23 protein-coding genes are annotated in these 19,836 nt (G+C 63.5%); 18 read left to right on the top strand and 5 right to left on the bottom strand.

The genetic code is table 11. The features are described 5' to 3' along the window. The first annotated feature begins 49 nt into the window (after positions 1-49). Positions 50-940, top strand: coding sequence for a trypsin-like peptidase domain-containing protein (locus HRU82_13615; protein QOJ35917.1), 891 nt, complete (start codon positions 50-52; stop codon positions 938-940). A gap of 11 nt (positions 941-951) precedes the next feature. Here the strand turns inward: HRU82_13615 and HRU82_13610 are convergent, their stop codons facing one another. Both HRU82_13610 and HRU82_13605 read right to left on the bottom strand, forming a co-directional pair. Beyond that, on the bottom strand, positions 952-1,170 hold the full coding sequence (locus HRU82_13610; GenBank protein ID QOJ35916.1) for a hypothetical protein: 219 nt from the start codon (positions 1,168-1,170) through the stop codon (positions 952-954). Positions 1,171-1,243: 73 nt separating this feature from the next. After that, positions 1,244-2,599: a GTPase gene (locus tag HRU82_13605; GenBank protein QOJ35915.1), complete on the bottom strand. Its 1,356-nt coding sequence runs from the start codon at positions 2,597-2,599 to the stop codon at positions 1,244-1,246. A 109-nt stretch (positions 2,600-2,708) separates the two neighbouring features. Between HRU82_13605 and acsA the strand changes: the two genes are divergently transcribed. From acsA to HRU82_13520, 17 genes are all read left to right on the top strand, one after another. After that, a complete protein-coding gene (acsA, locus tag HRU82_13600) occupies positions 2,709-4,475 on the top strand; it encodes an acetate--CoA ligase (GenBank protein QOJ35914.1) in 1,767 nt (588 codons plus the stop codon). After that, positions 4,472-5,446 carry a pyruvate dehydrogenase (acetyl-transferring) E1 component subunit alpha gene (gene pdhA, locus HRU82_13595; GenBank protein ID QOJ35913.1) on the top strand — a complete coding sequence of 325 codons (975 nt, stop codon included), beginning with the start codon at positions 4,472-4,474 and terminating at the stop codon, positions 5,444-5,446. Before acsA ends, pdhA begins: the two co-directional genes overlap by 4 nt. Further along, positions 5,443-6,423: an alpha-ketoacid dehydrogenase subunit beta gene (locus HRU82_13590; protein QOJ35912.1), complete on the top strand. Its 981-nt coding sequence runs from the start codon at positions 5,443-5,445 to the stop codon at positions 6,421-6,423. The genes pdhA and HRU82_13590 overlap by 4 nt, the downstream gene beginning before the upstream one ends. A gap of 12 nt (positions 6,424-6,435) precedes the next feature. Further along, on the top strand, positions 6,436-7,572 hold the full coding sequence (locus HRU82_13585) for a 2-oxo acid dehydrogenase subunit E2 (protein ID QOJ35911.1): 1,137 nt from the start codon (positions 6,436-6,438) through the stop codon (positions 7,570-7,572). After that, a complete protein-coding gene (locus HRU82_13580) occupies positions 7,569-7,826 on the top strand; it encodes an acyl carrier protein (GenBank protein QOJ35910.1) in 258 nt (85 codons plus the stop codon). Before HRU82_13585 ends, HRU82_13580 begins: the two co-directional genes overlap by 4 nt. Next, complete coding sequence (locus HRU82_13575; protein QOJ35909.1) at positions 7,823-8,503, top strand: nucleotidyltransferase domain-containing protein; 681 nt, start codon at positions 7,823-7,825, stop codon at positions 8,501-8,503. Before HRU82_13580 ends, HRU82_13575 begins: the two co-directional genes overlap by 4 nt. Positions 8,504-9,066: 563 nt before the next feature. After that, on the top strand, positions 9,067-9,540 hold the full coding sequence (locus HRU82_13570) for an Hsp20/alpha crystallin family protein (protein ID QOJ35908.1): 474 nt from the start codon (positions 9,067-9,069) through the stop codon (positions 9,538-9,540). Between the two features lie 17 nt (positions 9,541-9,557). Next, the gene (locus tag HRU82_13565; protein QOJ35907.1) at positions 9,558-9,710 is read left to right on the top strand and encodes a hypothetical protein; all 153 of its coding nucleotides are present in this window, start codon (positions 9,558-9,560) and stop codon (positions 9,708-9,710) included. A gap of 37 nt (positions 9,711-9,747) precedes the next feature. Beyond that, the gene (locus tag HRU82_13560) at positions 9,748-10,461 is read left to right on the top strand and encodes a phosphoribosyltransferase (protein QOJ35906.1); all 714 of its coding nucleotides are present in this window, start codon (positions 9,748-9,750) and stop codon (positions 10,459-10,461) included. Beyond that, positions 10,458-10,973 carry an ATPase gene (locus HRU82_13555; GenBank protein ID QOJ35905.1) on the top strand — a complete coding sequence of 172 codons (516 nt, stop codon included), beginning with the start codon at positions 10,458-10,460 and terminating at the stop codon, positions 10,971-10,973. The genes HRU82_13560 and HRU82_13555 overlap by 4 nt, the downstream gene beginning before the upstream one ends. Next, positions 10,970-11,428 (top strand): hypothetical protein, encoded by a 459-nt coding sequence (locus HRU82_13550; protein ID QOJ35904.1) that lies wholly within the window; start codon positions 10,970-10,972, stop codon positions 11,426-11,428. The genes HRU82_13555 and HRU82_13550 overlap by 4 nt, the downstream gene beginning before the upstream one ends. A gap of 21 nt (positions 11,429-11,449) precedes the next feature. Next, on the top strand, positions 11,450-11,995 hold the full coding sequence (locus HRU82_13545; GenBank protein QOJ35903.1) for a hypothetical protein: 546 nt from the start codon (positions 11,450-11,452) through the stop codon (positions 11,993-11,995). Between the two features lie 11 nt (positions 11,996-12,006). Continuing rightward, entirely contained in the window at positions 12,007-12,864 is an 858-nt protein-coding gene (locus HRU82_13540) for a universal stress protein (protein QOJ35902.1), read from the top strand. A gap of 47 nt (positions 12,865-12,911) precedes the next feature. Then, entirely contained in the window at positions 12,912-13,274 is a 363-nt protein-coding gene (locus HRU82_13535; protein ID QOJ35901.1) for a cytochrome c, read from the top strand. Between the two features lie 18 nt (positions 13,275-13,292). After that, the gene (locus HRU82_13530) at positions 13,293-14,495 is read left to right on the top strand and encodes a glutaredoxin (GenBank protein QOJ35900.1); all 1,203 of its coding nucleotides are present in this window, start codon (positions 13,293-13,295) and stop codon (positions 14,493-14,495) included. Positions 14,496-14,499: 4 nt separating this feature from the next. After that, positions 14,500-17,250, top strand: coding sequence for a GNAT family N-acetyltransferase (locus tag HRU82_13525; protein ID QOJ35899.1), 2,751 nt, complete (start codon positions 14,500-14,502; stop codon positions 17,248-17,250). Between the two features lie 125 nt (positions 17,251-17,375). Beyond that, complete coding sequence (locus HRU82_13520; protein QOJ35898.1) at positions 17,376-18,131, top strand: response regulator; 756 nt, start codon at positions 17,376-17,378, stop codon at positions 18,129-18,131. On the opposite strand, the gene HRU82_13515 is transcribed toward HRU82_13520, so the two are convergent. From HRU82_13515 to HRU82_13505, 3 genes are all read right to left on the bottom strand, one after another. Beyond that, positions 18,128-18,661, bottom strand: coding sequence for a hypothetical protein (locus HRU82_13515; GenBank protein ID QOJ35897.1), 534 nt, complete (start codon positions 18,659-18,661; stop codon positions 18,128-18,130). The genes HRU82_13520 and HRU82_13515 overlap by 4 nt on opposite strands. Before the next feature lie 104 nt (positions 18,662-18,765). Further along, positions 18,766-19,233 (bottom strand): cytochrome c3 family protein, encoded by a 468-nt coding sequence (locus HRU82_13510; protein QOJ35896.1) that lies wholly within the window; start codon positions 19,231-19,233, stop codon positions 18,766-18,768. A 3-nt stretch (positions 19,234-19,236) separates the two neighbouring features. Then, complete coding sequence (locus HRU82_13505; GenBank protein ID QOJ35895.1) at positions 19,237-19,824, bottom strand: hypothetical protein; 588 nt, start codon at positions 19,822-19,824, stop codon at positions 19,237-19,239. Positions 19,825-19,836 lie beyond the last annotated feature (12 nt).

The raw sequence follows: 19,836 nt of genomic DNA, 5'->3' as shown, positions 1-19,836 counted from the left end.
GCACTCGGCTTGCTGACCGGACGGCTCAACTTTCTTGGAGACCCTCACGATGGCTGGATGGATCGATCACTGGCGGGCGGCGACGGTCGCCATCGGACACAGGCAGGAGTACCGCGTGCAGTCACCAGGCGGCCGGACCTCGACGAAACCCTTCTTTGCCATCGACGGCACCGGAGTCCTGTTTTCGTTGTACGGAACCAGAGCCCAGACCACCTGGCTGGTCACGGCCAAACACGTCCTGTACGATCCGGCGGAAAACTGGGCGCCATCCTCCCTCGGCATGATGTTTTCTCAGAGCCCCCATGGCAACGGCCGCCAGGCGTTGGAGATTCCCCTCCAACTCACCAAGGGCACACGCCGCCTCTGGTATCCGCACCCGGATGAATCCGTCGACCTCGCCTGCCTGCCCGTACCGCTGACCCTGCGCCCCTCGAAAACCGGCGCGCTGACATCCATTGCCTGGATGGACATCGCAACCAAGTCGGATCTGTGTGAAGGGGTGCCGGTCGTGGTGCTCGGCTATCCGACGGCCTTCGACCTTCCCGATTCACCACGAGCCATCGTGCGGCAAGGGATCGTATCGTGGGTGTCGCCGAGCAGGCCCGGCTCAGAAGTGTTCCTGATCGATAGTCACGTGTTTCCCGGCAACAGCGGCGGCCCCGTGTTCCGGCTCCCCGCCGTCATGAATCGGCAGGGACACCTGGCCACCGCAGGGACAGTGGCGCTGCTGGGTATCGTCACGCAGGCCAGGATTCAGATCTTGCCCTTGATGGCGGGGGGAAAACAGGTGGAACTACACTTGGAAGACAGGAAGGCCTCCGAACCGCTGTTGGCCTTGAGTTATATCGGTTTGGGTATGGTCGAACCGGCGTACCGAATCAAGCAACTCTTGGTGGCTGCCTCCTCGGCCCATGCACGGCGCAAGCGGTCTGCGCCGTGATGGGACCGATATCAGTTCAATTCCGCCTTTCCCGCCTTCTCCCTGAGGGCCTTCGCGCCTTCCGGCGTCTGCATGCGCCGGCGATGCTCAAGGATGAGCGGGTCGATATGTTCTCCGCACATGACGCAACGCCACCCCACTGTATTGGCTTCCCGGAGTTCCTCCGGCACCATAAAACCTCCGCAGCGGTGACATGACGCCTGCGATTGTCTCGTCGATGTAGCAACCATATATGGGTCTCCTTTCCCTTGAAGGTCAGGTATCCACCTGTCATTCGTTTGAGCCCTATTCCGCATAAAGGATTCATCCCTGCTTTGCCCGCAGGATCACCCCCTGCAGCACGTCCGCCAGAGTCGGGCTTCCGCGTTCTTCGATCTCGTATCGCACACGAAGCGTCGGATGGATCATGCGCAGCAGCCGCCGCAAATCCACCGGCGTGGCGCTGAGCACCAGGTCGCAGTCGGTGCGATTGATCGTGGCTTCCAATTCCCGCATCTGCTCGGCGCCGTAGCCCATGGCGGGCAAGAGCGGCCCCAGGTATGGATGCCGGACGTACAACTTGGCTAGGCTTCCCACTGCCGTGGCCCTTGGATCCACGACCTGCGCCGCGCCGTACCGTTCGGCCGCGAGGAGTCCCGCCCCTGATGGTCTCCCGCCGTGTGTCAGGGAAGGACCATCCTCGATGACCAACACGCGTTTACCGCGAATCAGCTCCGGTTGCTCCACGATCGGCGGCATGGCCGTCTCGACCACCGTCGCGCGCGGATTCTGTAGCGCGACGGCCTCCCGCACCGCCGCCACCTGAGCGTCGGTCGCTGAATCCAGCTTCGTCAACACCGCCACATCGGCCCGCAGGAGATTCACCACGCCCGGGAAAAAGGCCGGCTCTCCGGCGCGGTGCGGATCGACCAGCACAAGTTCCAGATCCGGCACGAAGAACGACCAGTCGTTGTTGCCCCCGTCCCAGACAATGCTGTCCGCCTGTTCTTCCGCTTGCCGAAGGATCTCCCCATAGTCCACGCCCGCATACACCACCCCGCCCTGCGCCAGGTGCGGCTCATACTCCTCCCGCTCCTCGATCGTGCAGGCCGCGTGATCTAAATCGTCCGGACAGGCAAAGCGCTGAACCGCCTGGGCCGCCAGGTCCCCATAGGGCATCGGATGCCGCACGATGGCAACGCGCAGCCCCGCTGCGCGCAAAATCCCGGCAACGTGTCGCGCGACGGGACTCTTCCCCGCTCCCGTTCTAGTAGCGCAGACCGAGACGACCGGTTTTTTCGCGGGCAACATGGTCGCACCAGGCCCCAGCAGCCAGAAATCGGCCCCCGCCGCCATCACCCGGGACGCCGCCTGCATGACCGCTTCGTGGGACACATCGCTATAGGCGAAGACCACACGCTCGACGTGCCTGGTCCGGATCAACCGCTCCAACTCCTGTTCCGCATGGATCGAGATCCCCTTCGGATACAAGGCCCCGGCCAGCGAAGGAGGATAGGTGCGATCCTGAATGTTGGGAATCTGGGCGGCGGTAAACGCGACCACGTCATAGGCCGGATCGTCGCGAAACAGGACGTTGAAGTTATGAAAGTCCCGTCCTGCCGCGCCCATAATCACGATGCGTGTGCTTCCCGTTTTGGCGCGATTGTCCACCGCCGACATTCCTTTCTGATGAATAATGCTACAGCCGATCCCTCAAACCTTGGCCTTTGCCTCTGCTTCTTTCATGGTCCATGCCTTGCAGAACTCGTGCTCGACTACGGAGTTCCCGATGCCTTGGCTCCCGATCATCAAATCGCGGCGCGACTGGGACGTCGTCCCAAACCTGCATGACTACGCAACCGTCCGCGCGAAGTTTTCTTGGGAACGGGCGCGGGAAGAGTTGGCGGGACTGCCGAATGCCGAGGGCGTGAATATCGGGTATGAAGCCGTCGGACGCCATGCAGCCGGACCGTTGGCATCGCACAGGGCCCTGCGCTGGCTGGGAAAAGATGGGCGGGTCGACGACTACTCCTACGCCCGACTCCACGACCTGAGCGATCGCTTCGCCAACGTTCTGCAAACACTCGGGGTCGCGAAGGGAGAACGAGTCTTCGTTCTGGCAGGCCGTGTCCCGGAACTCTACGTGACCGCGCTGGGGACCTTCAAACATCGAGCGGTCTTCTGCCCCCTCTTCTCTGCCTTCGGACCGGAACCGATCCGGGCTAGGCTGGCCATCGGAGAGGCGACGGTCCTGGTGACCACCGAGTCGCTTTATCAACGCAAGGTCGCCTCCATCCGCCAGCACCTGCCGCACTTGAACCACATTCTCTTGGTGGATGGCGAGGGTGGTGCATCCCCGCCGCCGGGGACACAACGGTTTCACCGGCTGATGGAGCAGGCTCCCCCCACCTACCGCATCCAACCGACCGATCCCGAAGATGTGGCGCTGCTCCATTTCACCAGCGGCACCACCGGCACTCCGAAGGGCGCCATCCACGTGCATGCCGCAGTGCTGGCCCATCACTGCACCGGTAAGTTGGCGTTGGATCTCCATCCCGAGGACATCTTTTGGTGCACCGCCGATCCCGGCTGGGTCACCGGCACGTCGTATGGCATCATCGCGCCGCTCACGAACGGCATCACCAGCATCGTGGACGAGGCGGAATTCGATGCTGAACGTTGGTACGGCATCTTGCAGCAGCAACGCGTGTCCGTTTGGTATACCGCCCCGACCGCCATCCGCATGATGATGAAGAGCGGATTGGACCTTGTGCGTAAGTACGATCTTCGCCCGCTGCGTTTTCTCGCCAGCGTGGGTGAGCCGCTCAACCCGGAGGCCGTCCTGTGGGGGCAGGAGGCGTTCGGGCGCCCCTTCCATGACAACTGGTGGCAGACGGAGACCGGCGGAATCATGATCGCCAACTACGCCGCCATGGATGTCCGCCCCGGTTCAATGGGCCGGCCTTTGCCCGGCATCGACGCCGCCATCGTGCACAAGACGGAAGCGGGCGAGGTGGAAGTCGTGCGGGAACCGGACCGGCAGGGCGAGTTGGCCCTGCGTCCCGGCTGGCCTTCGATGTTCCGCGGCTACTGGAATGAGCCGGAGCGCTATACAAAATGTTTCGCCGGAGGCTGGTACTTGACCGGCGACCTGGCGAGGCAAGATGCCGACGGCTACTTTTGGTTCGTCGGCCGAGCGGACGACGTGATCAAGACCTCGGGGCACCTGATCGGGCCCTTCGAAGTGGAAAGCATCTTGATCGAACACCAGGCAGTGGCGGAAGCAGGCGTCATCGGCAAACCCGATCCCATAGCGATGGAAATCGTCAAGGCCTTCGTCTCGCTGAAGGACGGCTTCGAGCCGAGCGACGCGCTTCGGCGAGAACTGCTGGGTTTCGCGAGGGCCAGGCTGGGCGCGGTGGTGGCGCCGAAGGAGATCACGTTCCTGCCGACCCTTCCGAAAACCAGAAGCGGCAAGATTATGCGACGACTGTTGAAGGCGCGCGAACTGGGGCTGCCTGAAGGTGACACCTCCACGCTGGAGGGTGCCTCATGACGATGCCGACCAAGGCACAGGGCGTTGAATGGCTCCGGCAGATGCTGCGGATCCGTCGCTTCGAGGAACGGGCGGCGGAACTCTACCAGCAGGGGAAGATCCGCGGGTTCCTCCATCTCTATATCGGAGAAGAAGCGGTGGCCGCTGGGGCATTACCTTGCTTCACAGCGGAAGATGCCATCGTAGCGACCTACCGCGAACATGGCCACGCGCTGGTGCGCGGCACGCCGATGAACGCGTTGATGGCCGAACTCTACGGCAAAGCAACCGGCTGCGCGCGAGGCCGCGGCGGGTCGATGCATTTTTTCGACGAGGCTCGCCGCCTCTACGGAGGCTTGGCGATCGTGGCGGGTGGATTGCCGGTCGCGGTCGGCTTGGCCTTGGCCGACAAGATGCAAGGCCGCCCCCAGGTCACCGCCTGCTTCTTCGGGGATGGCGCGGTGGCCGAGGGCGAGTTCCACGAATCACTCAATCTGGCGGCGCTCTGGAAGTTGCCGGTGTTGTTCCTGTGTGAAAACAACCTCTATGCCATGGGCACCGCCTTGGCTCGCCACCAATCCCAACCGGACATCGCCGCGAAGGCCCAGGCCTATGCGCTGCCGTCGGAGGCCGTCGACGGCATGGATGTGTCGGCCGTCCACCAGGCCACCGCCCGCGCCGTCGAACTGGTGCGAAAGGGACCAGGGCCGTACCTGCTCGAATACCGCACGTACCGCTTCCGCGCCCACTCCATGTACGACGCGGAACTGTATCGGACCAAAGACGAAGTGGCGGAGTGGAAACAGCGCGACCCGATCACCAGCCTGACCGCGCGCCTACGCCAAGCCTCTTGGTTGGCCGACGCCGACCTGGCGGCCATGGAGACAGACATCGCCGCCGAACTCGAAGGGGCTGTCGCCTTCTCGGAGGCCAGCCCGTGGGAATCGGTCCAAGACCTCACGAAGGACCTTTACAGCGAACGACCAGCATGACCAGCCTCACCTACCGAGAAGCCGTGCGCGCCGGACTGCGGGAAGCCCTCACGACCGATCCCCGTGTATTTCTCATGGGCGAAGATGTCGGCAAATACGGCGGCACCTATGCCTGCAGCAAAGGGTTCCTCGACGAGTTCGGCCCCGAGCGCATTCGTGACACGCCGCTCTCCGAAAGCACCTTCGTGGGCGCGGGCATCGGCGCGGCGTTGGGCGGCATGAGACCGATCGTCGAAGTGATGACCGTCAACTTCAGCCTCCTCGCGCTCGATCAGGTCGTGAACAATGCGGCGACCTTGCGGCATATGTCGGGCGGCCAATTCAACGTGCCGCTCGTCGTGCGGATGGCGACGGGCGCCGGACGGCAAGTCGCCGCGCAACATTCCCACAGCCTCGAAGGGTGGTACGCGCATATTCCCGGAATCACGGTCCTGACGCCGGCCACCGTCACCGATGCCCGCGGGATGGTGCTCGCCGCCTTGCGGGAGCCGGACCCGGTCTTCATCTTCGAGCATGCGTACCTCTATTCAATGGAAGGTGAGTTGGAAGAGGGGCCCTCGCTCGTCGATATCGCCCACGCCGCCGTCCGCCGCCCGGGCCGGGATGTCAGTCTGATCACCTTCGGCGGCTGCCTCTGGAAGGCCTTGGCCGCCGCCACTACACTGGCGGAGACCGGCATCGACGCGGAGGTGCTGGATTTACGGGTGCTACGCCCCCTCGACATCGGCACCATCCTCGCCTCCGTGCGCAAGACGCACCGCGCAGTCGTGATCGACGAGGCCTGGCGGACCGGGAGTTTCGCCGCAGAAATCTCCGCGCAGATCATGGAGGGGGCCTTCTATGACTTGGATGCCCCGGTGGCGCGGGTCTGTAGCGCGGAAGTGCCGATTCCCTACCCGAAACACTTGGAGGAAGCCGCCTTGCCGCAACCTGAGACGATCGTCTCGACCGTGGCGGCGCTGCTGGGGCGGCGTTGACTGAGGGGTGCCATGGCTGAATTCATCATGCCCACGCTCGGCGCCGATATGACCGAGGGGACCTTGGTGCAGTGGAAAAAGCGTGAAGGAGATCCGATCGCGAAGGGGGAGATCATCGCCGAGGTCGATACGGAAAAAGCCGCTATCGAGGTCGAGTCGCACCACAGCGGCGTCATTGAACGGTTGCTCTCGAAACCAGGCGACAAGGTAGCGGTGGGCACGGTGATGGCCCTCATTCGCGAAGCGGGCCAACCTGCCGCACCGGTTTCTCCCACTCCGGCTCCCATGCCCCCAACCCCGGTTCGTCCCGCGATGCCGGCGCCCGCCGGCGGCCGTCGGCGCATCTCTCCTGCCGCCAGGACGCTCGCGGAGTCACGCGGCGTCGATCTCTCGCGCCTGCAGGGCAGCGGCCCGGACGGCGCCATCACCCTCGCCGACGTGGAACGAGCGGCAGGATCGGCCGAGCCGACCGAGACCGTCGACCGCCAGGCCAAGATGCGCCAGACGATCGCCGCGGCCATGAGCCGGTCCAAACGCGAGATTCCCCATTACTACCTGGGCACCACCATCGACATGGGTCTTGCCCTTGCCTGGCTGAAGGAGCGCAACGAGCGGCTGCCGGTCACGGCGCGCCTGCTTCCTGTCGCGCTGCTGATCAAGGCCGTGGCCCTGGCGCTGACACGCGTGCCCGAACTCAATGCCCTGTGGAACGGCTCCACCGCCGTGCGAAGCGAACGGATCCATATCGGCGTCGCGATCTCGCTTCGCCAGGGCGGCCTGATCGCGCCCGCGTTGCACGATGCCGACCGCCTCAGTCTGGGGGAGTTGATGGCCCGCTTTCAGGACCTGGTCAAACGCGCCCGCGCCGGCTCCCTGCGCAGTTCGGAACTGTCCGATCCCACGATCACGGTGACGAGCTTGGGCGACCAAGGAGTGGAAACAGTATTCGGAGTGATTTATCCTCCTCAAGTCGCACTGGTCGGATTCGGAAAGATCGTCGAACGTCCCTGGGTGCTGGACGGCCGGCTCGTCGCCAGGCCGATCATGACCGCCTCACTTTCCGCCGACCATCGCGTGACGGACGGACATCGCGGCGGCCTATTGTTGGCTGAAATCGACCGCCTCTTGCAGGAGCCCCACTCGTTATGAGCAGACCGACCGGCACGGCCGACATTCGCCGGCTGATCCTTCGCCTGTTGGGCGACATCGCGCCGGAAGCCGATCTCTCCACGCTGCGGCCCGACGTAAGCTTTCGCGACCAATTGGACCTCGACTCCATGGACTTCCTGAATTTCGTCGTGGCGCTGCACAAGGAGTTTCAGATCGACATTCCGGAAGCGGACTACCCGAAGTACCAGACCTTGAACGGCTGCCTGGCCCAGCTTGGAGCGACCAAGGCATGATGGTCACGCCCCCGCCGGCCACCGAGACCTGCATCCTGAAGGTCGTCGTCGGCTCGCAGGCCCACGGACTCGCCGGCCCCGAGAGCGACCAGGATTTTCGCAGCGTCTTCGTACTGCCGACAGCCGAGTTCTTTCGCGTCGGGTTCAAATATCAAGGCACGAGGATGGTGAAGGAGGCAGAGGACGAAACCGCCTGGGAAGTAGGCCACTTCCTGCAGCTGGCGCTGCAGAGCCATCCGCTGATTCTGGAAACGCTGGTTGCGCCGGTCATCGCGATGGATGACTGGGGCGCGGAATTGCGCTGGCTCTTTCCGCATCTCTGGTCGGCCCAACGCGCCTACGAGGCCTTCCTGAATTACTGCGAGAACCAGCGGAGAAAACTGCTGGAGAAAAAAGACGACCGGCCGGCCAAGTATGCGGCGGCCTATGTGCGGGTACTCTTCAACCTCTGTGAGCTTCTGGAACGGGGCACATTCAGCATTCGCATCGCCGAGACACCGTTGGGGGACACCGTCCGACGCATCAAGGAGGGGCGCTATCGGCTCGGCGAGGTCATCGAGCTGGGAGAATATTGGACCGAGGAAGCCGCTCGCCGCCTCAGAACCTGCCATCACCAAGCCAAGCCCGAGTCAGCCGACGCTTTCCTCATCAAACTCCGCACGGCGTTTCTGCGTTAAATATCAAGGGGCTGTTCCTGCGGCAGGAACAGCCCCTTCGAAGGACGGGAGACAAAAAACCCGCTTCCGTGTGGAGATCAGACCTGCCGACCGAGCGAGACCCATCCGAACATCTCAGCCAGAAACCCAGGCTTGGACGTCCCGCGCTCCCCATTCATCTGCTCATCGCTGAGCCGTGCCTCCTACTGGCACCGAGATAGAAGCGCGTCCCTTCGGAACTGATCCCGAAACCGGCACGGGCGCAACCCCCGACCCAACTCTTCGCGGCACGGAAGCGGGGGCTTTCGACCTTATCCTGGTCCCACCTCCCTTCTACTGTTTGAATAATCATGGGACGCCTGAAATCAATGAGGTAATTGGCGACATTGCCTCTCGAAGCTCCTGTCCCGTATCGCCCCAACCGCTCCCGCGCCGGCAGGGCTAAGTGGGTGAACTTTCGCACCTCACCCTAAAACCCTGTCTTCTCACTTGCTGGCATCCGGCCTGCAATACCTCCACATCGTCGTACCTGCGACGGTTCAGGAATCTGTGAATTGACCCAAGACACCACGAGGGAGGGGATCATGAGCGGACTGACAAGATGGGAGCCCTTTCGGTCACAGTGGAATCCATGGAAGGAATTGGAGGAAGTGGAGAAGCGCCTCTCCGCCCTCTGGGGTCGCCCACCGGCCAAGGCCGAAGGCCAGAAAGAAGCGATCTCCGTCGCGGAGTGGGCCCCTCTGGTCGACATCACCGAAGACGCCAAAGAATACCTGATCAAGGCCGAGTTGCCGGAGATCAAGAAGGAAGAGGTCAAACTCACGGTACAGGACAACGTGCTCTCCATCTCGGGCGAACGCAAGTACGAAAAAGAAGAAAAGGACAAGAAATACCACCGCGTCGAGCGCGCCTACGGCAGCTTCCTGCGCAGTTTTACCCTGCCGGAAGACGCCGACGGCACGAAGGTGAGCGCGGAATATAAGGACGGCATCCTCACGGTGCACCTGCCGAAATCGGAAAAGGTGAAGCCGAAATCGATCGAGGTGAAGGTGTCCTGAGACGGAAGGAGGAGATCATGTTCAGGCATCCGCGCTATCTGGAAATCCCCTGGGAAATCCATTGGCAGCCGAGCCGCCCCTGGCACCACCATTGGCACTGGTGGGTCGTACTCCTCGTGATCCTCAGCGCGTTGTTTTTGATCGGAGTCGGGGTCACGAGCGGGCTCTGAGCCTGCTCAGCGTCGATGGGAGGAGCGGAACGACCCTATGTTCAAGAACCGTGAAGAAACCGGTGAACTCCTGGCGGAAAAACTGGCGGCTTGGCGCGACGATCCGCACGCCCTGCTGCTCGCTCTGCCGCGCGGCGGTGTCGTGGTGGGCTATCGGATGAGCCTCGCCCTGCACCTGCCGCTGGATGTGGTGATCACCAGAAAGATCGGCGCGCCCGGCAATCCTGAATACGCTGTCGGCGCCATCAGCGAACGCGGTACCCTCTACTGGAATCGAGGCGCGCTGAGCGGCTTGTCACTCACTGAACGGGACTTGGATGCCATGGTGCGGGAACAGCGGAAGGAAATCGCCAGGCGGGTCGCGCTCTACCGGCAAGGCAAGCCCTTTCCCCAATTGCAGGACCGAACGGTGATCGTCGTGGACGACGGTCTGGCCACCGGCGCCACGTTTTTCGCCTCGGTGGCGACCGTGAGGGAAGGGCGACCGCGCCGCGTGATCGCTGCCGTTCCGGTGGGACCCCGCAGCACGGTGGAGCAGGTGCGCGCCATCGTCGACGAGCTGATCGTGCTTCGGGTACCGGAGCCGTTCTACGCCGTCGGGAACTTCTACGAACAGTTCGAGCAGGTCGAAGACCGGGAGGTCTTGCAGTATCTGAATCTGGCGGAAGAAACCTACCTAGCCACACGATCGGCCATACGGTCTCAGCCGTCTGCGGCTGAAGCCGGCGCAGAAAGGGAGCGAGCACGATGAGCACATCAACCGAGGGCGGCCATGGTGTCCGCCATGATCGATTCGTTCAAGAGTACCAGCACGACTCCTACAAGATGCCGGGCAAACTCAAGGAGCCGACCGTCTGTACGGAATGCGGTGCGCTCTTTCACAAAGGCCGTTGGACCTGGGGCGCCAAACCGGCGGGGGCCGAAGAAATCGTCTGCCCGGCCTGCCTGCGCATCCGAGATACATACCCGAAAGGGCTCGTCACACTGAAGGGGACCTTCAAGGACCACCATCGCGACGAACTGCTGGGAATCATTCGGAACACGGAATCCAGGGAAAAGCAGGAACATCCCCTGGCCCGGATCATGGCGATCGAGGATCGCGCGGAAGGCCTCGTGGTGTCCACGACCGACAGTCACTTGCCTCGCCGCATCGGTGAGGCGCTCAAACATGCGCACCACGGCGAGTTGGTCGTGCAGTATGAGCAGGACGAAGACTTCGTACGGGTCACCTGGACCAGCGAACGGAAGGCGGCCGCTTTGTGAGGACAGGACGTGACAGGCAACGGCGACAGGGATGGGTGGCGATGGCGGTCCTGGGGCTTCTCCTGCTGCCGGGCCTCTCCACGGCGGGGCCGTCGGATGACGTCCCGACACCGCAACAACAAGAACAGCGGATCGAATTGCTCATGCGCAATTACGATTTCGCCCTCAGCGACCCCCGCCCCATCCGGTTCGGCGTCCCCACCGTGATCATCTTGCGCAATCAGGACATTGTTCCCCATGGGTTTCAGTCGTCGGCCCTGCCCACGCTGAGAATCAGGGTACAGGGTGAGGGGCTGACCGCCTATGGGATCGGGATCGAGGGGTTTCATGTCGATCCGGGGAAAACGTTGGTGTTGCATTTCGTGCCGGAATCCAACGCGCGCTTGACGTTCCGGTGCGACTTGCACCCACAGATGAAGGGTGAGTTGTTTGTGTTGGAAATTCCGTCGGCGTGACCGGAAGGAACAGGAGCCACCATGCGCAACGGGGCACGATCGAAGGGGCGACTGAGCCGGCTGCTGCTGGCGGGGGCCTTGTGGGCGGCGGCTGCGCCGTCACAGGCGGAGATACAGGTCTTGCCCGGCATGGCGACCGACGTCGATCAGGCCACGGTAGAGGCCGTCTTGACGACCTTTCGGCAGGCCGACGACGCCATGCACAGCCGGAACCTGGACGGCGTCATGGCGCTCTATGCGGAGCAGTACAATTACCACGGCCTGAAGAAGGCCGATATGATGAAAATCTGGCGCGACCTCTTCGACGAATTTCGAGAGCTGTCCAACGTCCATCAATTCTCCCGCATCGTCAAGGTCGGGTCCGGCTCACAGACTATCGTCGAGGTCACCTGCACGGGGAGTCTGTCGGGACTCTCGAAAACCAGCGGCCTGCTGGTTCCCATCGACAGCTGGTACGGTGAGGTCCATTATCTGACGCTCGAAGAGGGCCGGTGGCGCATCCGCGGCAATCTAGGTGATTCGCCGAGGATCATGCCGTTCGGTACGTCGCCCCACCCGTTGTTCTAACAAGGAGCGTTATGCGTGTCTTGATCGCGCTCGATTGGTCGGAACAGGCGTTCGCGGGAGTCCGTGAAGTCTCCCAACTGTACGACCTGCAGGAGGTCGTCCTGGTGCACGGGATCGACTTGGGCATGTTTCAATATCCGCTGGTGGCGGAAGTGAGCAACATGCAGGGGTACGACGAGTTCCGGCAAGCGATGGAGAAGGCGGGCCGACAACTGCTCGACCATACCACGACGATGCTGCCGTCGGAAGGGGTGACGATCACCCGCGTCTGTGAGTTCGCCAAACCGGCCTCGCTGATCCTGGACAAGGCACGGGAAACCGGCGCCGACTTGATCGTCATGGGCGCTCGAGGGCGCGGACGGGTCGGGGAACTCATGTTGGGGAGCGTCTCGCACCGGGTCGCGCTGCACGCCGACTGCTCGACCCTGATCGTGAAGGACCACAGCGGCCCGTTGAAACGGGTCGTGGTCGCGGTCGAGGGCCATGAAGACGGCGCGCGCCTCAAGTCCTGGCTGCTGGCCCATCCGTTCAAGAGTGCTGTCGACCTCACGATCGTGAGCGTCGTGCGCCCCATCCCGGCTACCGATCCCTTCAGTCTGTTTCCCCTGCAGGATTGGACCGACGTCGCGATGCGCGCGGCGGAAGATCTCGTCAAGAGCCTGGCGGCGGCCGTGATGGACCATCAGTACACGGTCGGCACCCTGGCCATGGTCGGCGATCCGACCGACATTCTCACCGAACGTGCCAAGTCGGCGGATCTCCTCGTCATCGGCTCGCACGGCCGCAAAGGGCTGGAGCGGTTTCTCTTGGGCAGCATTTCGCATGCCCTACTGCACCATGTGCCCTGCCCGGTCTTGATCGTCCGCTGAATCGAAGGGAGAACTGGGCCATGTTGAACCATAAAGGAGTGCCACGCATGAAAACCTTCAGCATTCTCTCCGCCGTCTGCCTCGTCATCCTGGCCGGTTCCTGGGCCAACGGACAAACCACCCGCGGGAATCCGCGCGAAGGGCAGGCGATCTATGAAAAGAATTGCCTCCGCTGCCACGGCGACAAGCTGGACGGCGCCGGGCCGGACGGCCAATACTTGATCGTGCGGCCCGCGAACTTTCAGTCGGTCAACTCGCGGGCCAAGACAGACTGGGAACTCCTCATCACCATCGCCAACGGCGCGCTGTTCAGCCCCATGCATGGCTACCGCGGGAAATTGACCGATCAGCAGATGCTGGACGTGTTGTCCTATATCCGCTCGATGGCACCGCCGGAGTTCATGAGTTGACGAGGGGCCGGCCGAGGCATGGTTCCGCCTGGACGCCTACACACCGGCCTGCTCCTCCTGCTCCTGTGCCTGTTCGTCCATCCGGGAGCCGGCCTGGCGTCGGAGTCGGCTCCGGACCTGGAAGTGTTCGTACGAACCGGCTGCCCGCATTGCGAGGCGGCGAAGGCCTTTCTTGAGGACCTGCGACGGGCACGTCCGGAGCTGCGTATCCTGATCCATGCAATCGACCGCGATCCGGCCGCACTGGCGCGACTCGAAACTCTGGCGCGCGCCCAGGCCCTCGCCGTGGTCGGAGTTCCGACGTTCTACCTGAGAGGGGAGCTGATCGTCGGGTACCAAGATGAGCGGACCACGGGCGTCCGCCTCCTCGCGTTACTCGATCGCTCCTCCACCGCCGTCGAGGCCGAGCCGTTTTCCGCCTGCCGCTCCCTCCCGCCGGACTGCCGTTCCACCGCAGCCCCCCGCCCGGCGGAGGAAGACAGCGTCGTGCTGCCCTGGCTGGGACGCGTCAGCGCCGGCGAACTGGGACTCCCGCTCTTCACGCTGGCCATCGGCTTACTCGACGGCTTCAATCCCTGCGCCATGTGGGTGCTCTTGTTTCTCCTGTCGCTCCTGGTGACGTTGCGCGACCGCTTCGCCATGGCCCTCCTCGCCGGCACCTTCGTGATCGTGAGCGGGCTCGTCTATTTTGCCTTCATGGCGGCCTGGTTGAACCTCTTTCTGCTGGTCGGCCTGTCCCGCCCCGTTCAGCTCACATTGGGAGCGCTGGCGACAGGGATCGGCGCGGTGAACGTCAAGGATTTCTTCGCCTTCCGGCGCGGGCTTTCTTTGAGCATTCCGGAGTCCGCCAAGCCGGGTCTCTACGCCAGGATCCGCCGCATCGTGCAGGCGGAGGACCGAACCGGAGCCTTAGTCGGCGTGGTCCTGCTGGCGGGGTTGGTCAATGTCGTCGAGTTGCTCTGTACGGCCGGATTACCCGCGCTCTACACCCATGTGTTGACCACCTACAACCTCCCCACCTGGCATTACTACGCCTATCTCGGACTCTACAATCTCGCCTACATCGCCGACGATGCGCTGATGGTCACGCTGGCGGTCGTCACCTTGGGACGCCGCAAATTGGAGGAGCGCGAAGGGCGGTGGTTGAAACTCATCAGCGGCGCGGTCATGATCGCCCTGGGGCTGCTGCTGATCCTCAAACCGAGCTTGCTGACGAGGTGATTCGATGCAACGTATTCGCCCGCACCATCTGCCCCCCTCCGGAGACGAACGCCAGGAGTCGGGCCATGTAATTTTGAGCGATGGCACGGTCGCGCTCCTCCGCCTGGCCCAACCGAGCGACGCCGAAGAATTGCAGCGGTTCGTGGAGCGCCTGTCACCGGCGGCGAGACGGTATCGGTTCTTTTCGGAAACGACCCCGCCGGCGGAGGTGGTTCGCGCGCTCTGCGACAACACCGATCCGCAACGCAGCCTGACCGTCGTGGCCCTCCGCCGCCAAGAAGGCGACCTGCACATCATCGCCTCCGGCTCCTACCATGCGCGCGACCCGCGCCAGGCCGAAGTAGCCTTGGCCGTCGACGACCGCCTGCATGGGCACGGCCTCGGCACGATTCTGCTGGAACGCCTGGCGCTCTTGGCGATCCGCCACGGGTTCACGAGGCTCTGGGCCATCACCCATGCCGACAACCTCGCGATGCGGGAGGTGTTTGCCACTTCAGGCTTTGCCATGGAGGAACGTTGCGAAGGGGGGGCCATGGAGGTCGAGCTTTCGCTGGCCCCGACCGACCAGACGGTGCGGCAATCCGAATGGCGCGAGCGGCTGGCTACGACGGCCTCGCTGCAACCCCTCTTTCGTCCGCAGCGTGTGGCCATCGTCGGCGCCTCGCGCCGCCCCGGCAGCATCGGCTACCGGTTGGCGGAGGCCCTCCACGTCAACGGATTTCGTGGCCGTGCCTATGCCGTCAACCCCCATGCCGCCTCGATTGCCGGTCTACCGGCCTACCCGTCGCTCCGAGGCCTCCCCGAGCCGATCGACCTGGCCGTGATCGCCGTGCCGATCAATGCGGTGCTGTCCACGGTGGACGATTGTGCGGCAGCCGGCGCCAGGGCACTGGTCGTCATCACGGCCGGATTCGCCGAGGTGGGTGAGGAGGGGCGACGCCTGCAGGATGAACTCCTGCAGAAGGTGCGGCAACTGGGTCTGCGCATGGTGGGGCCCAACTGCTTCGGCGTGGTCAACACCGATCCCGCCGTGCGGCTCAACGCGACCTTCACCACGGCCGTTCCCCTCGCCGGCTCCATCGCCATGTCGTCGCAAAGCGGCGCCTTGGGATTGGCCCTGCTCGCCGCGTCGGAGCGGCTGCACCTGGGGCTGTCGAGTTTCGTCAGCGTCGGCAACAAGGCGGACGTGTCGGTCAACGACCTCCTGCAATATTGGGAGAGCGACCCCGCCACCCGCGTCATCCTGCTCTACGTCGAGTCCTTCGGCAACCCCAGGCGGTTCGCGCGCATCGCCCGACGAGTCAGCCGTGAAAAACCGATCGTCGCGCTGAAGGCCGGACGCACCTCCTCGGGCAAACGTGCCGCCGGGTCGCACACCGCCGCGCTGGCCGCGAACGACGTGGCCGTGGAAGCCCTGTTCCAGCAGAGCGGGATTCTCCGCGCCGACACCCTGGAAGACATGTTCGCGCTGGCGGCGGGCCTCTCCCAACAGCCGTTGCCGGCAGGAAAGCGCGTCGGCATCCTGACCAATGCCGGAGGTCCCGCCATCCTCTGTGCCGACGCCTGCGAGGCTGCAGGGTTGGAGGTGCCGGAGTTGTCCCAAAGCACCACGACGCGGCTGGCCGCCTTTCTTCCGCCCACGGCCGCCCTGCGCAACCCGGTCGACCTGATCGCCTCGGCCAGCCCGGACCACTATGCGCAGGCCATTACCGCGTTGCTGGAATCCGACGATATCGACGCCTTGATCATCCTCTACATCGCCGTCACCGCCACGGACGTCGACCCCATCGCGGACGGCATTCGACAGGGTGTTTTGGCGGCGCGAGCCACGGCCCGCGAGCGAAAGCCCGTGTACATCGGTTGGATGGTCGAAACGGATCGTGCGCGCCGGTTCGTGCTGCCGGACGAAACCATCCCGACCTTCGAACTCCCCGAGTTGCCGGCGCGTGTGGCAGGCAAATCGGCAGCGTATGTGCAATGGCGCGATCGCCCCATCGGCATGGTGCCGGATTTCGATGACCTGGATCTGCCGACTATCACCACCACCTGTCGCAAGGCGCTGGCCGAGCGCGGGAGCGGGTGGCTCACGGCAAAGGAGACGCGGACGGTTCTCGGCGCCATGGCGATTCCCCTGCCGCCGGGCGGCCTCGCCACATCTGCCGAGGAGGCGGCCACGCTCGCCGCGCAGGTCGGGTTTCCCGTCGCGGTGAAGCTGGCTTCCCACACCCTCGTCCACAAAACGGATATCGGCGGGGTGCACTTGAACCTCGCTACCGAGGCAGAGGCTCGAGAGGCCTATGACAAGATCGCGGCGAGACTGGCCCAGGACGGTGCCGGTGACGCGATGGAAGGCGTGTTGGTGCAGCCGATGGTGTCCGGAGGCGTGGAGGTCATGGCCGGCATGGTGCACGATCCCTCCTTCGGCCCCTTGATCGGGTTTGGGCTCGGCGGCATCCATGTCGAAATTCTCGGCGATGTCCGCTTCCGCATCACCCCGCTCACGGAATTGGACGCGGCCGACCTGATCCGCGGCATCAAGGGGTACCGGTTGCTGCAGGGCTATCGCGGCCATGCCCCCGCCGATGTGGGAGCCATCCAGGACCTGTTGCTCCGGTTGTCACGGTTGGTGGAAGAAGTCCCTGAGATCGTGGAACTGGACCTGAATCCCATCTTCGCACTGCCGCCCGGCCAGGGCTGCCAGATCGTGGATGCGCGGATCAAGGTGGGAACGCTCGCGAAGCAATCCACCCTCTGATCCTACCGACGGCCGTGGCAGCCACACCCCAAGGTCCTCAAGTTTTCACGGCATTCGTCCGATAACGAGCCGTCTCGCACTCCTACGCCCCGCCCGCTTTGTTGACGTTCGCGAGGAGCCTTCCCATGGCCATCATGATCGTGGAAGACAATGTCGTCAGCGCGAAACTGGTCGAAGGGCTGCTCCAAAGAGCCGGGTATCAAACGGTGACCGCCAAGCATGGCAAAGAGGCGCTGGAGTTACTTCCCACCATCTGCAACGTCCAGCTCATCATCACCGACTACCTGATGCCGGAGATGAACGGCATCGAACTGATCCAACAGTTGAAAACGCTTCCCGGCTTGCGAGACATTCCCGCCATCATTCTCTCGGCGCATTGCGACGTCCCTACCGTCAAGGTCGCGCGAGGGTTGCATTGCAACGCGATCCTCGTCAAGCCGGTGAAAAAAGAGCAGTTATTGGAACGCGTACAAGAGGTCCTGAGCACCCAACCCCTGGTCTTGCACAGCAAGTTCGATGTGTCGGACGCCCTACAGATCGGTGAGGAAGAATATCAGGAACTGATTGATATATTGGCTGTTCAGGTAGACGAAACCATCCCCATCGCAGTGCTAGAAGAATCCACATCCCATGAGCCGATGTCGGAGACGCTGAACCAACTACTGAGCGCTCTGGCAGAGAGCGCCTCTCTCCTCGGCGCAGACAAATTCTCACACCTCTATGCGAAACTCGTGGCCGACAAGGCGTTGACGAGATCACAGCTCCCTGCCCTCCTACGGGTATTGCAGGAACTGGCGCTGGAGCTCTCGGCACGCCGTAGTCCGAAGAAAGTGAACGACCCGGCCAAAGCCCCGCCTCCCAAGGAGGCCTCCGCCGCCTAAGTCTCGCTCCTCGCCTCACAACCTCCGGCGGATGCGCTCGGCTGCCTATCAGACTCCTCCCACACCTTGCGTCTCGCTCCGACCTGAAGCAGCAGACATTCCGCCGTCTGCAGCAACTGCTGTACCCGCCTCGTCGACGCCTCGTCGCCATAATGGGTCAGGTCGAAGATCGGAATCTGGAGACAGACCTCGGCGCGATGCTGTCGCTCGGGCGAGAACAGGATGCGATGGGCGGAAGGCTGCGGATGTTCGCAGGGCTTCAACAGATCCAGGGACTGAAAGAACACCCGGCAAAGGCGTTGGAGATCCCCGAGGATGGCACGATGTTCGACATCGTCGCCGAGCGGCAACTGCGCGGGATCTTGAAAGGCGGCGTAGAGGTTCAGTTGAAATCCGATCTGCACCACCAGCCCCTCACCGGTCCGCACGTAAAAGGGATCGTGGTCGAAGCACACTTTGCGGTGCTGGATCATTGCACGCAACGCCTGTTCGTTCGGAAAGGCCTGTTCGAGATTCAGTTCAATCGCCATAACTCCAGCCATTCTGTCCTTTCATCACGGCCCGCCGTGACAGGTGAGGCACACGGCCATGCGGCCAGCCTGGTGAGCCCCTCGCCCCTTCTCGTACAGCCGTCTTACCACCGGTTCGTCGCGCAACGTCGGAGCAGTCGCCACCCTCCCCCAAACGTGTGGCAGGCCATGCAAGAACTGGTACCCATCGCGCGGAAAATGAATTCGCCATGCGGGTTCACCCGTGCCTGGTCGGTGATCTGGGCCAACGCGCCCCGATGCTCCGTATGGCAGCCGGTGCAGGCCGTCCGCTGGATGACCAAGCCGCGATGCCAGGCCGCCGTCTCCGGAACAGATCGCCACTCAAAGTCCTGTTCGCTGTGACAGGCGGCACAACGCGCCGGGCTAGGGCCACGGAACGGTTCATGGCAATGGGTACAGGCGGCCACATCGGCATGGTAGTGGCTCAGGTCTCCGGGAGCCCAGAGGGTCTCGGGGCTCCTCGCCGACCCCCACGCGATCCAGACGAGCAGCACGAGTGTTCCCAACGCGACGACCGGCAGCGCCGTCCTGGGAAGCGGATGGTACCGCATGCGTCACGACCATCCCGCAAAGAACAGGGCGCCGGCCACGTGCAACACCGTCAGCACGAGAAACGTCAGGGTCAGGGGTGCATGGACGGCTTGCCAGATGCGAAAGGCCTCCTCCTGTGAGGCGAGGCCGTGCAATTGCGCGTCGATCTCGTCCTCCGACAATCCCTGTTGGTGCAGCGCATGACGGCGGTCGTTCAGCGCCCGCAGGCTGAGCGCATGGACGGCCTGCCCCACGACCCCACTCAATACCACGATCACCATGGAGACCATCGCCTGCACCGGCACCAGCGCATGGTAGTGGGCGCCGGAATGGAGGAAGATGAGCAACGGACCGACCAGCCCGGCGGCCATATGGACGCGAAACCATCCTCGCGGCCAACGGCGCGCGAGACTGGCGCGCTTGAGAAACGGGTACAGGAACACCAGCAGCGTCACGCCCAACCCCAGCCAACCGACCCCATGGCCGTCGCTCGTGTGACCGAAGGGCGTCGCCTCACCGACGCTCAGCAAGGCCTCGAACAACCAGGCCGTCGCCACCGCCGCAGCGACCACCGCCCCGATGACCACCAGCCGATTCCCCACCAGCCCCATACAGCCCCTTGT

The sequence above is a fragment of the Nitrospira sp. genome, from assembly GCA_015709715.1.
Taxonomy (GTDB): Bacteria; Nitrospirota; Nitrospiria; order Nitrospirales; family Nitrospiraceae; genus Nitrospira_A.
The sequence above is the reverse complement of the archived record's forward strand: the minus strand, read 5'-3'. Positions and strand labels throughout refer to the sequence as shown.

What these genes read in the sequence shown, in the direction of transcription:
- HRU82_13615 (QOJ35917.1), top strand. Translation starts at nt 50, where the DNA reads ATGGCTGGATGGATCGATCACTGGCGGGCGGCGACGGTCGCCATCGGA.
- HRU82_13610 (QOJ35916.1), bottom strand. Translation starts at nt 1,170, where the DNA reads ATGGTTGCTACATCGACGAGACAATCGCAGGCGTCATGTCACCGCTGC.
- HRU82_13605 (QOJ35915.1), bottom strand. Translation starts at nt 2,599, where the DNA reads ATGTCGGCGGTGGACAATCGCGCCAAAACGGGAAGCACACGCATCGTG.
- acsA (QOJ35914.1), top strand. Translation starts at nt 2,709, where the DNA reads ATGCCTTGGCTCCCGATCATCAAATCGCGGCGCGACTGGGACGTCGTC.
- pdhA (QOJ35913.1), top strand. Translation starts at nt 4,472, where the DNA reads ATGACGATGCCGACCAAGGCACAGGGCGTTGAATGGCTCCGGCAGATG.
- HRU82_13590 (QOJ35912.1), top strand. Translation starts at nt 5,443, where the DNA reads ATGACCAGCCTCACCTACCGAGAAGCCGTGCGCGCCGGACTGCGGGAA.
- HRU82_13585 (QOJ35911.1), top strand. Translation starts at nt 6,436, where the DNA reads ATGGCTGAATTCATCATGCCCACGCTCGGCGCCGATATGACCGAGGGG.
- HRU82_13580 (QOJ35910.1), top strand. Translation starts at nt 7,569, where the DNA reads ATGAGCAGACCGACCGGCACGGCCGACATTCGCCGGCTGATCCTTCGC.
- HRU82_13575 (QOJ35909.1), top strand. Translation starts at nt 7,823, where the DNA reads ATGATGGTCACGCCCCCGCCGGCCACCGAGACCTGCATCCTGAAGGTC.
- HRU82_13570 (QOJ35908.1), top strand. Translation starts at nt 9,067, where the DNA reads ATGAGCGGACTGACAAGATGGGAGCCCTTTCGGTCACAGTGGAATCCA.
- HRU82_13565 (QOJ35907.1), top strand. Translation starts at nt 9,558, where the DNA reads ATGTTCAGGCATCCGCGCTATCTGGAAATCCCCTGGGAAATCCATTGG.
- HRU82_13560 (QOJ35906.1), top strand. Translation starts at nt 9,748, where the DNA reads ATGTTCAAGAACCGTGAAGAAACCGGTGAACTCCTGGCGGAAAAACTG.
- HRU82_13555 (QOJ35905.1), top strand. Translation starts at nt 10,458, where the DNA reads ATGAGCACATCAACCGAGGGCGGCCATGGTGTCCGCCATGATCGATTC.
- HRU82_13545 (QOJ35903.1), top strand. Translation starts at nt 11,450, where the DNA reads ATGCGCAACGGGGCACGATCGAAGGGGCGACTGAGCCGGCTGCTGCTG.
- HRU82_13540 (QOJ35902.1), top strand. Translation starts at nt 12,007, where the DNA reads ATGCGTGTCTTGATCGCGCTCGATTGGTCGGAACAGGCGTTCGCGGGA.
- HRU82_13535 (QOJ35901.1), top strand. Translation starts at nt 12,912, where the DNA reads ATGAAAACCTTCAGCATTCTCTCCGCCGTCTGCCTCGTCATCCTGGCC.
- HRU82_13530 (QOJ35900.1), top strand. Translation starts at nt 13,293, where the DNA reads ATGGTTCCGCCTGGACGCCTACACACCGGCCTGCTCCTCCTGCTCCTG.
- HRU82_13525 (QOJ35899.1), top strand. Translation starts at nt 14,500, where the DNA reads ATGCAACGTATTCGCCCGCACCATCTGCCCCCCTCCGGAGACGAACGC.
- HRU82_13520 (QOJ35898.1), top strand. Translation starts at nt 17,376, where the DNA reads ATGGCCATCATGATCGTGGAAGACAATGTCGTCAGCGCGAAACTGGTC.
- HRU82_13515 (QOJ35897.1), bottom strand. Translation starts at nt 18,661, where the DNA reads ATGGCGATTGAACTGAATCTCGAACAGGCCTTTCCGAACGAACAGGCG.
- HRU82_13510 (QOJ35896.1), bottom strand. Translation starts at nt 19,233, where the DNA reads ATGCGGTACCATCCGCTTCCCAGGACGGCGCTGCCGGTCGTCGCGTTG.
- HRU82_13505 (QOJ35895.1), bottom strand. Translation starts at nt 19,824, where the DNA reads ATGGGGCTGGTGGGGAATCGGCTGGTGGTCATCGGGGCGGTGGTCGCT.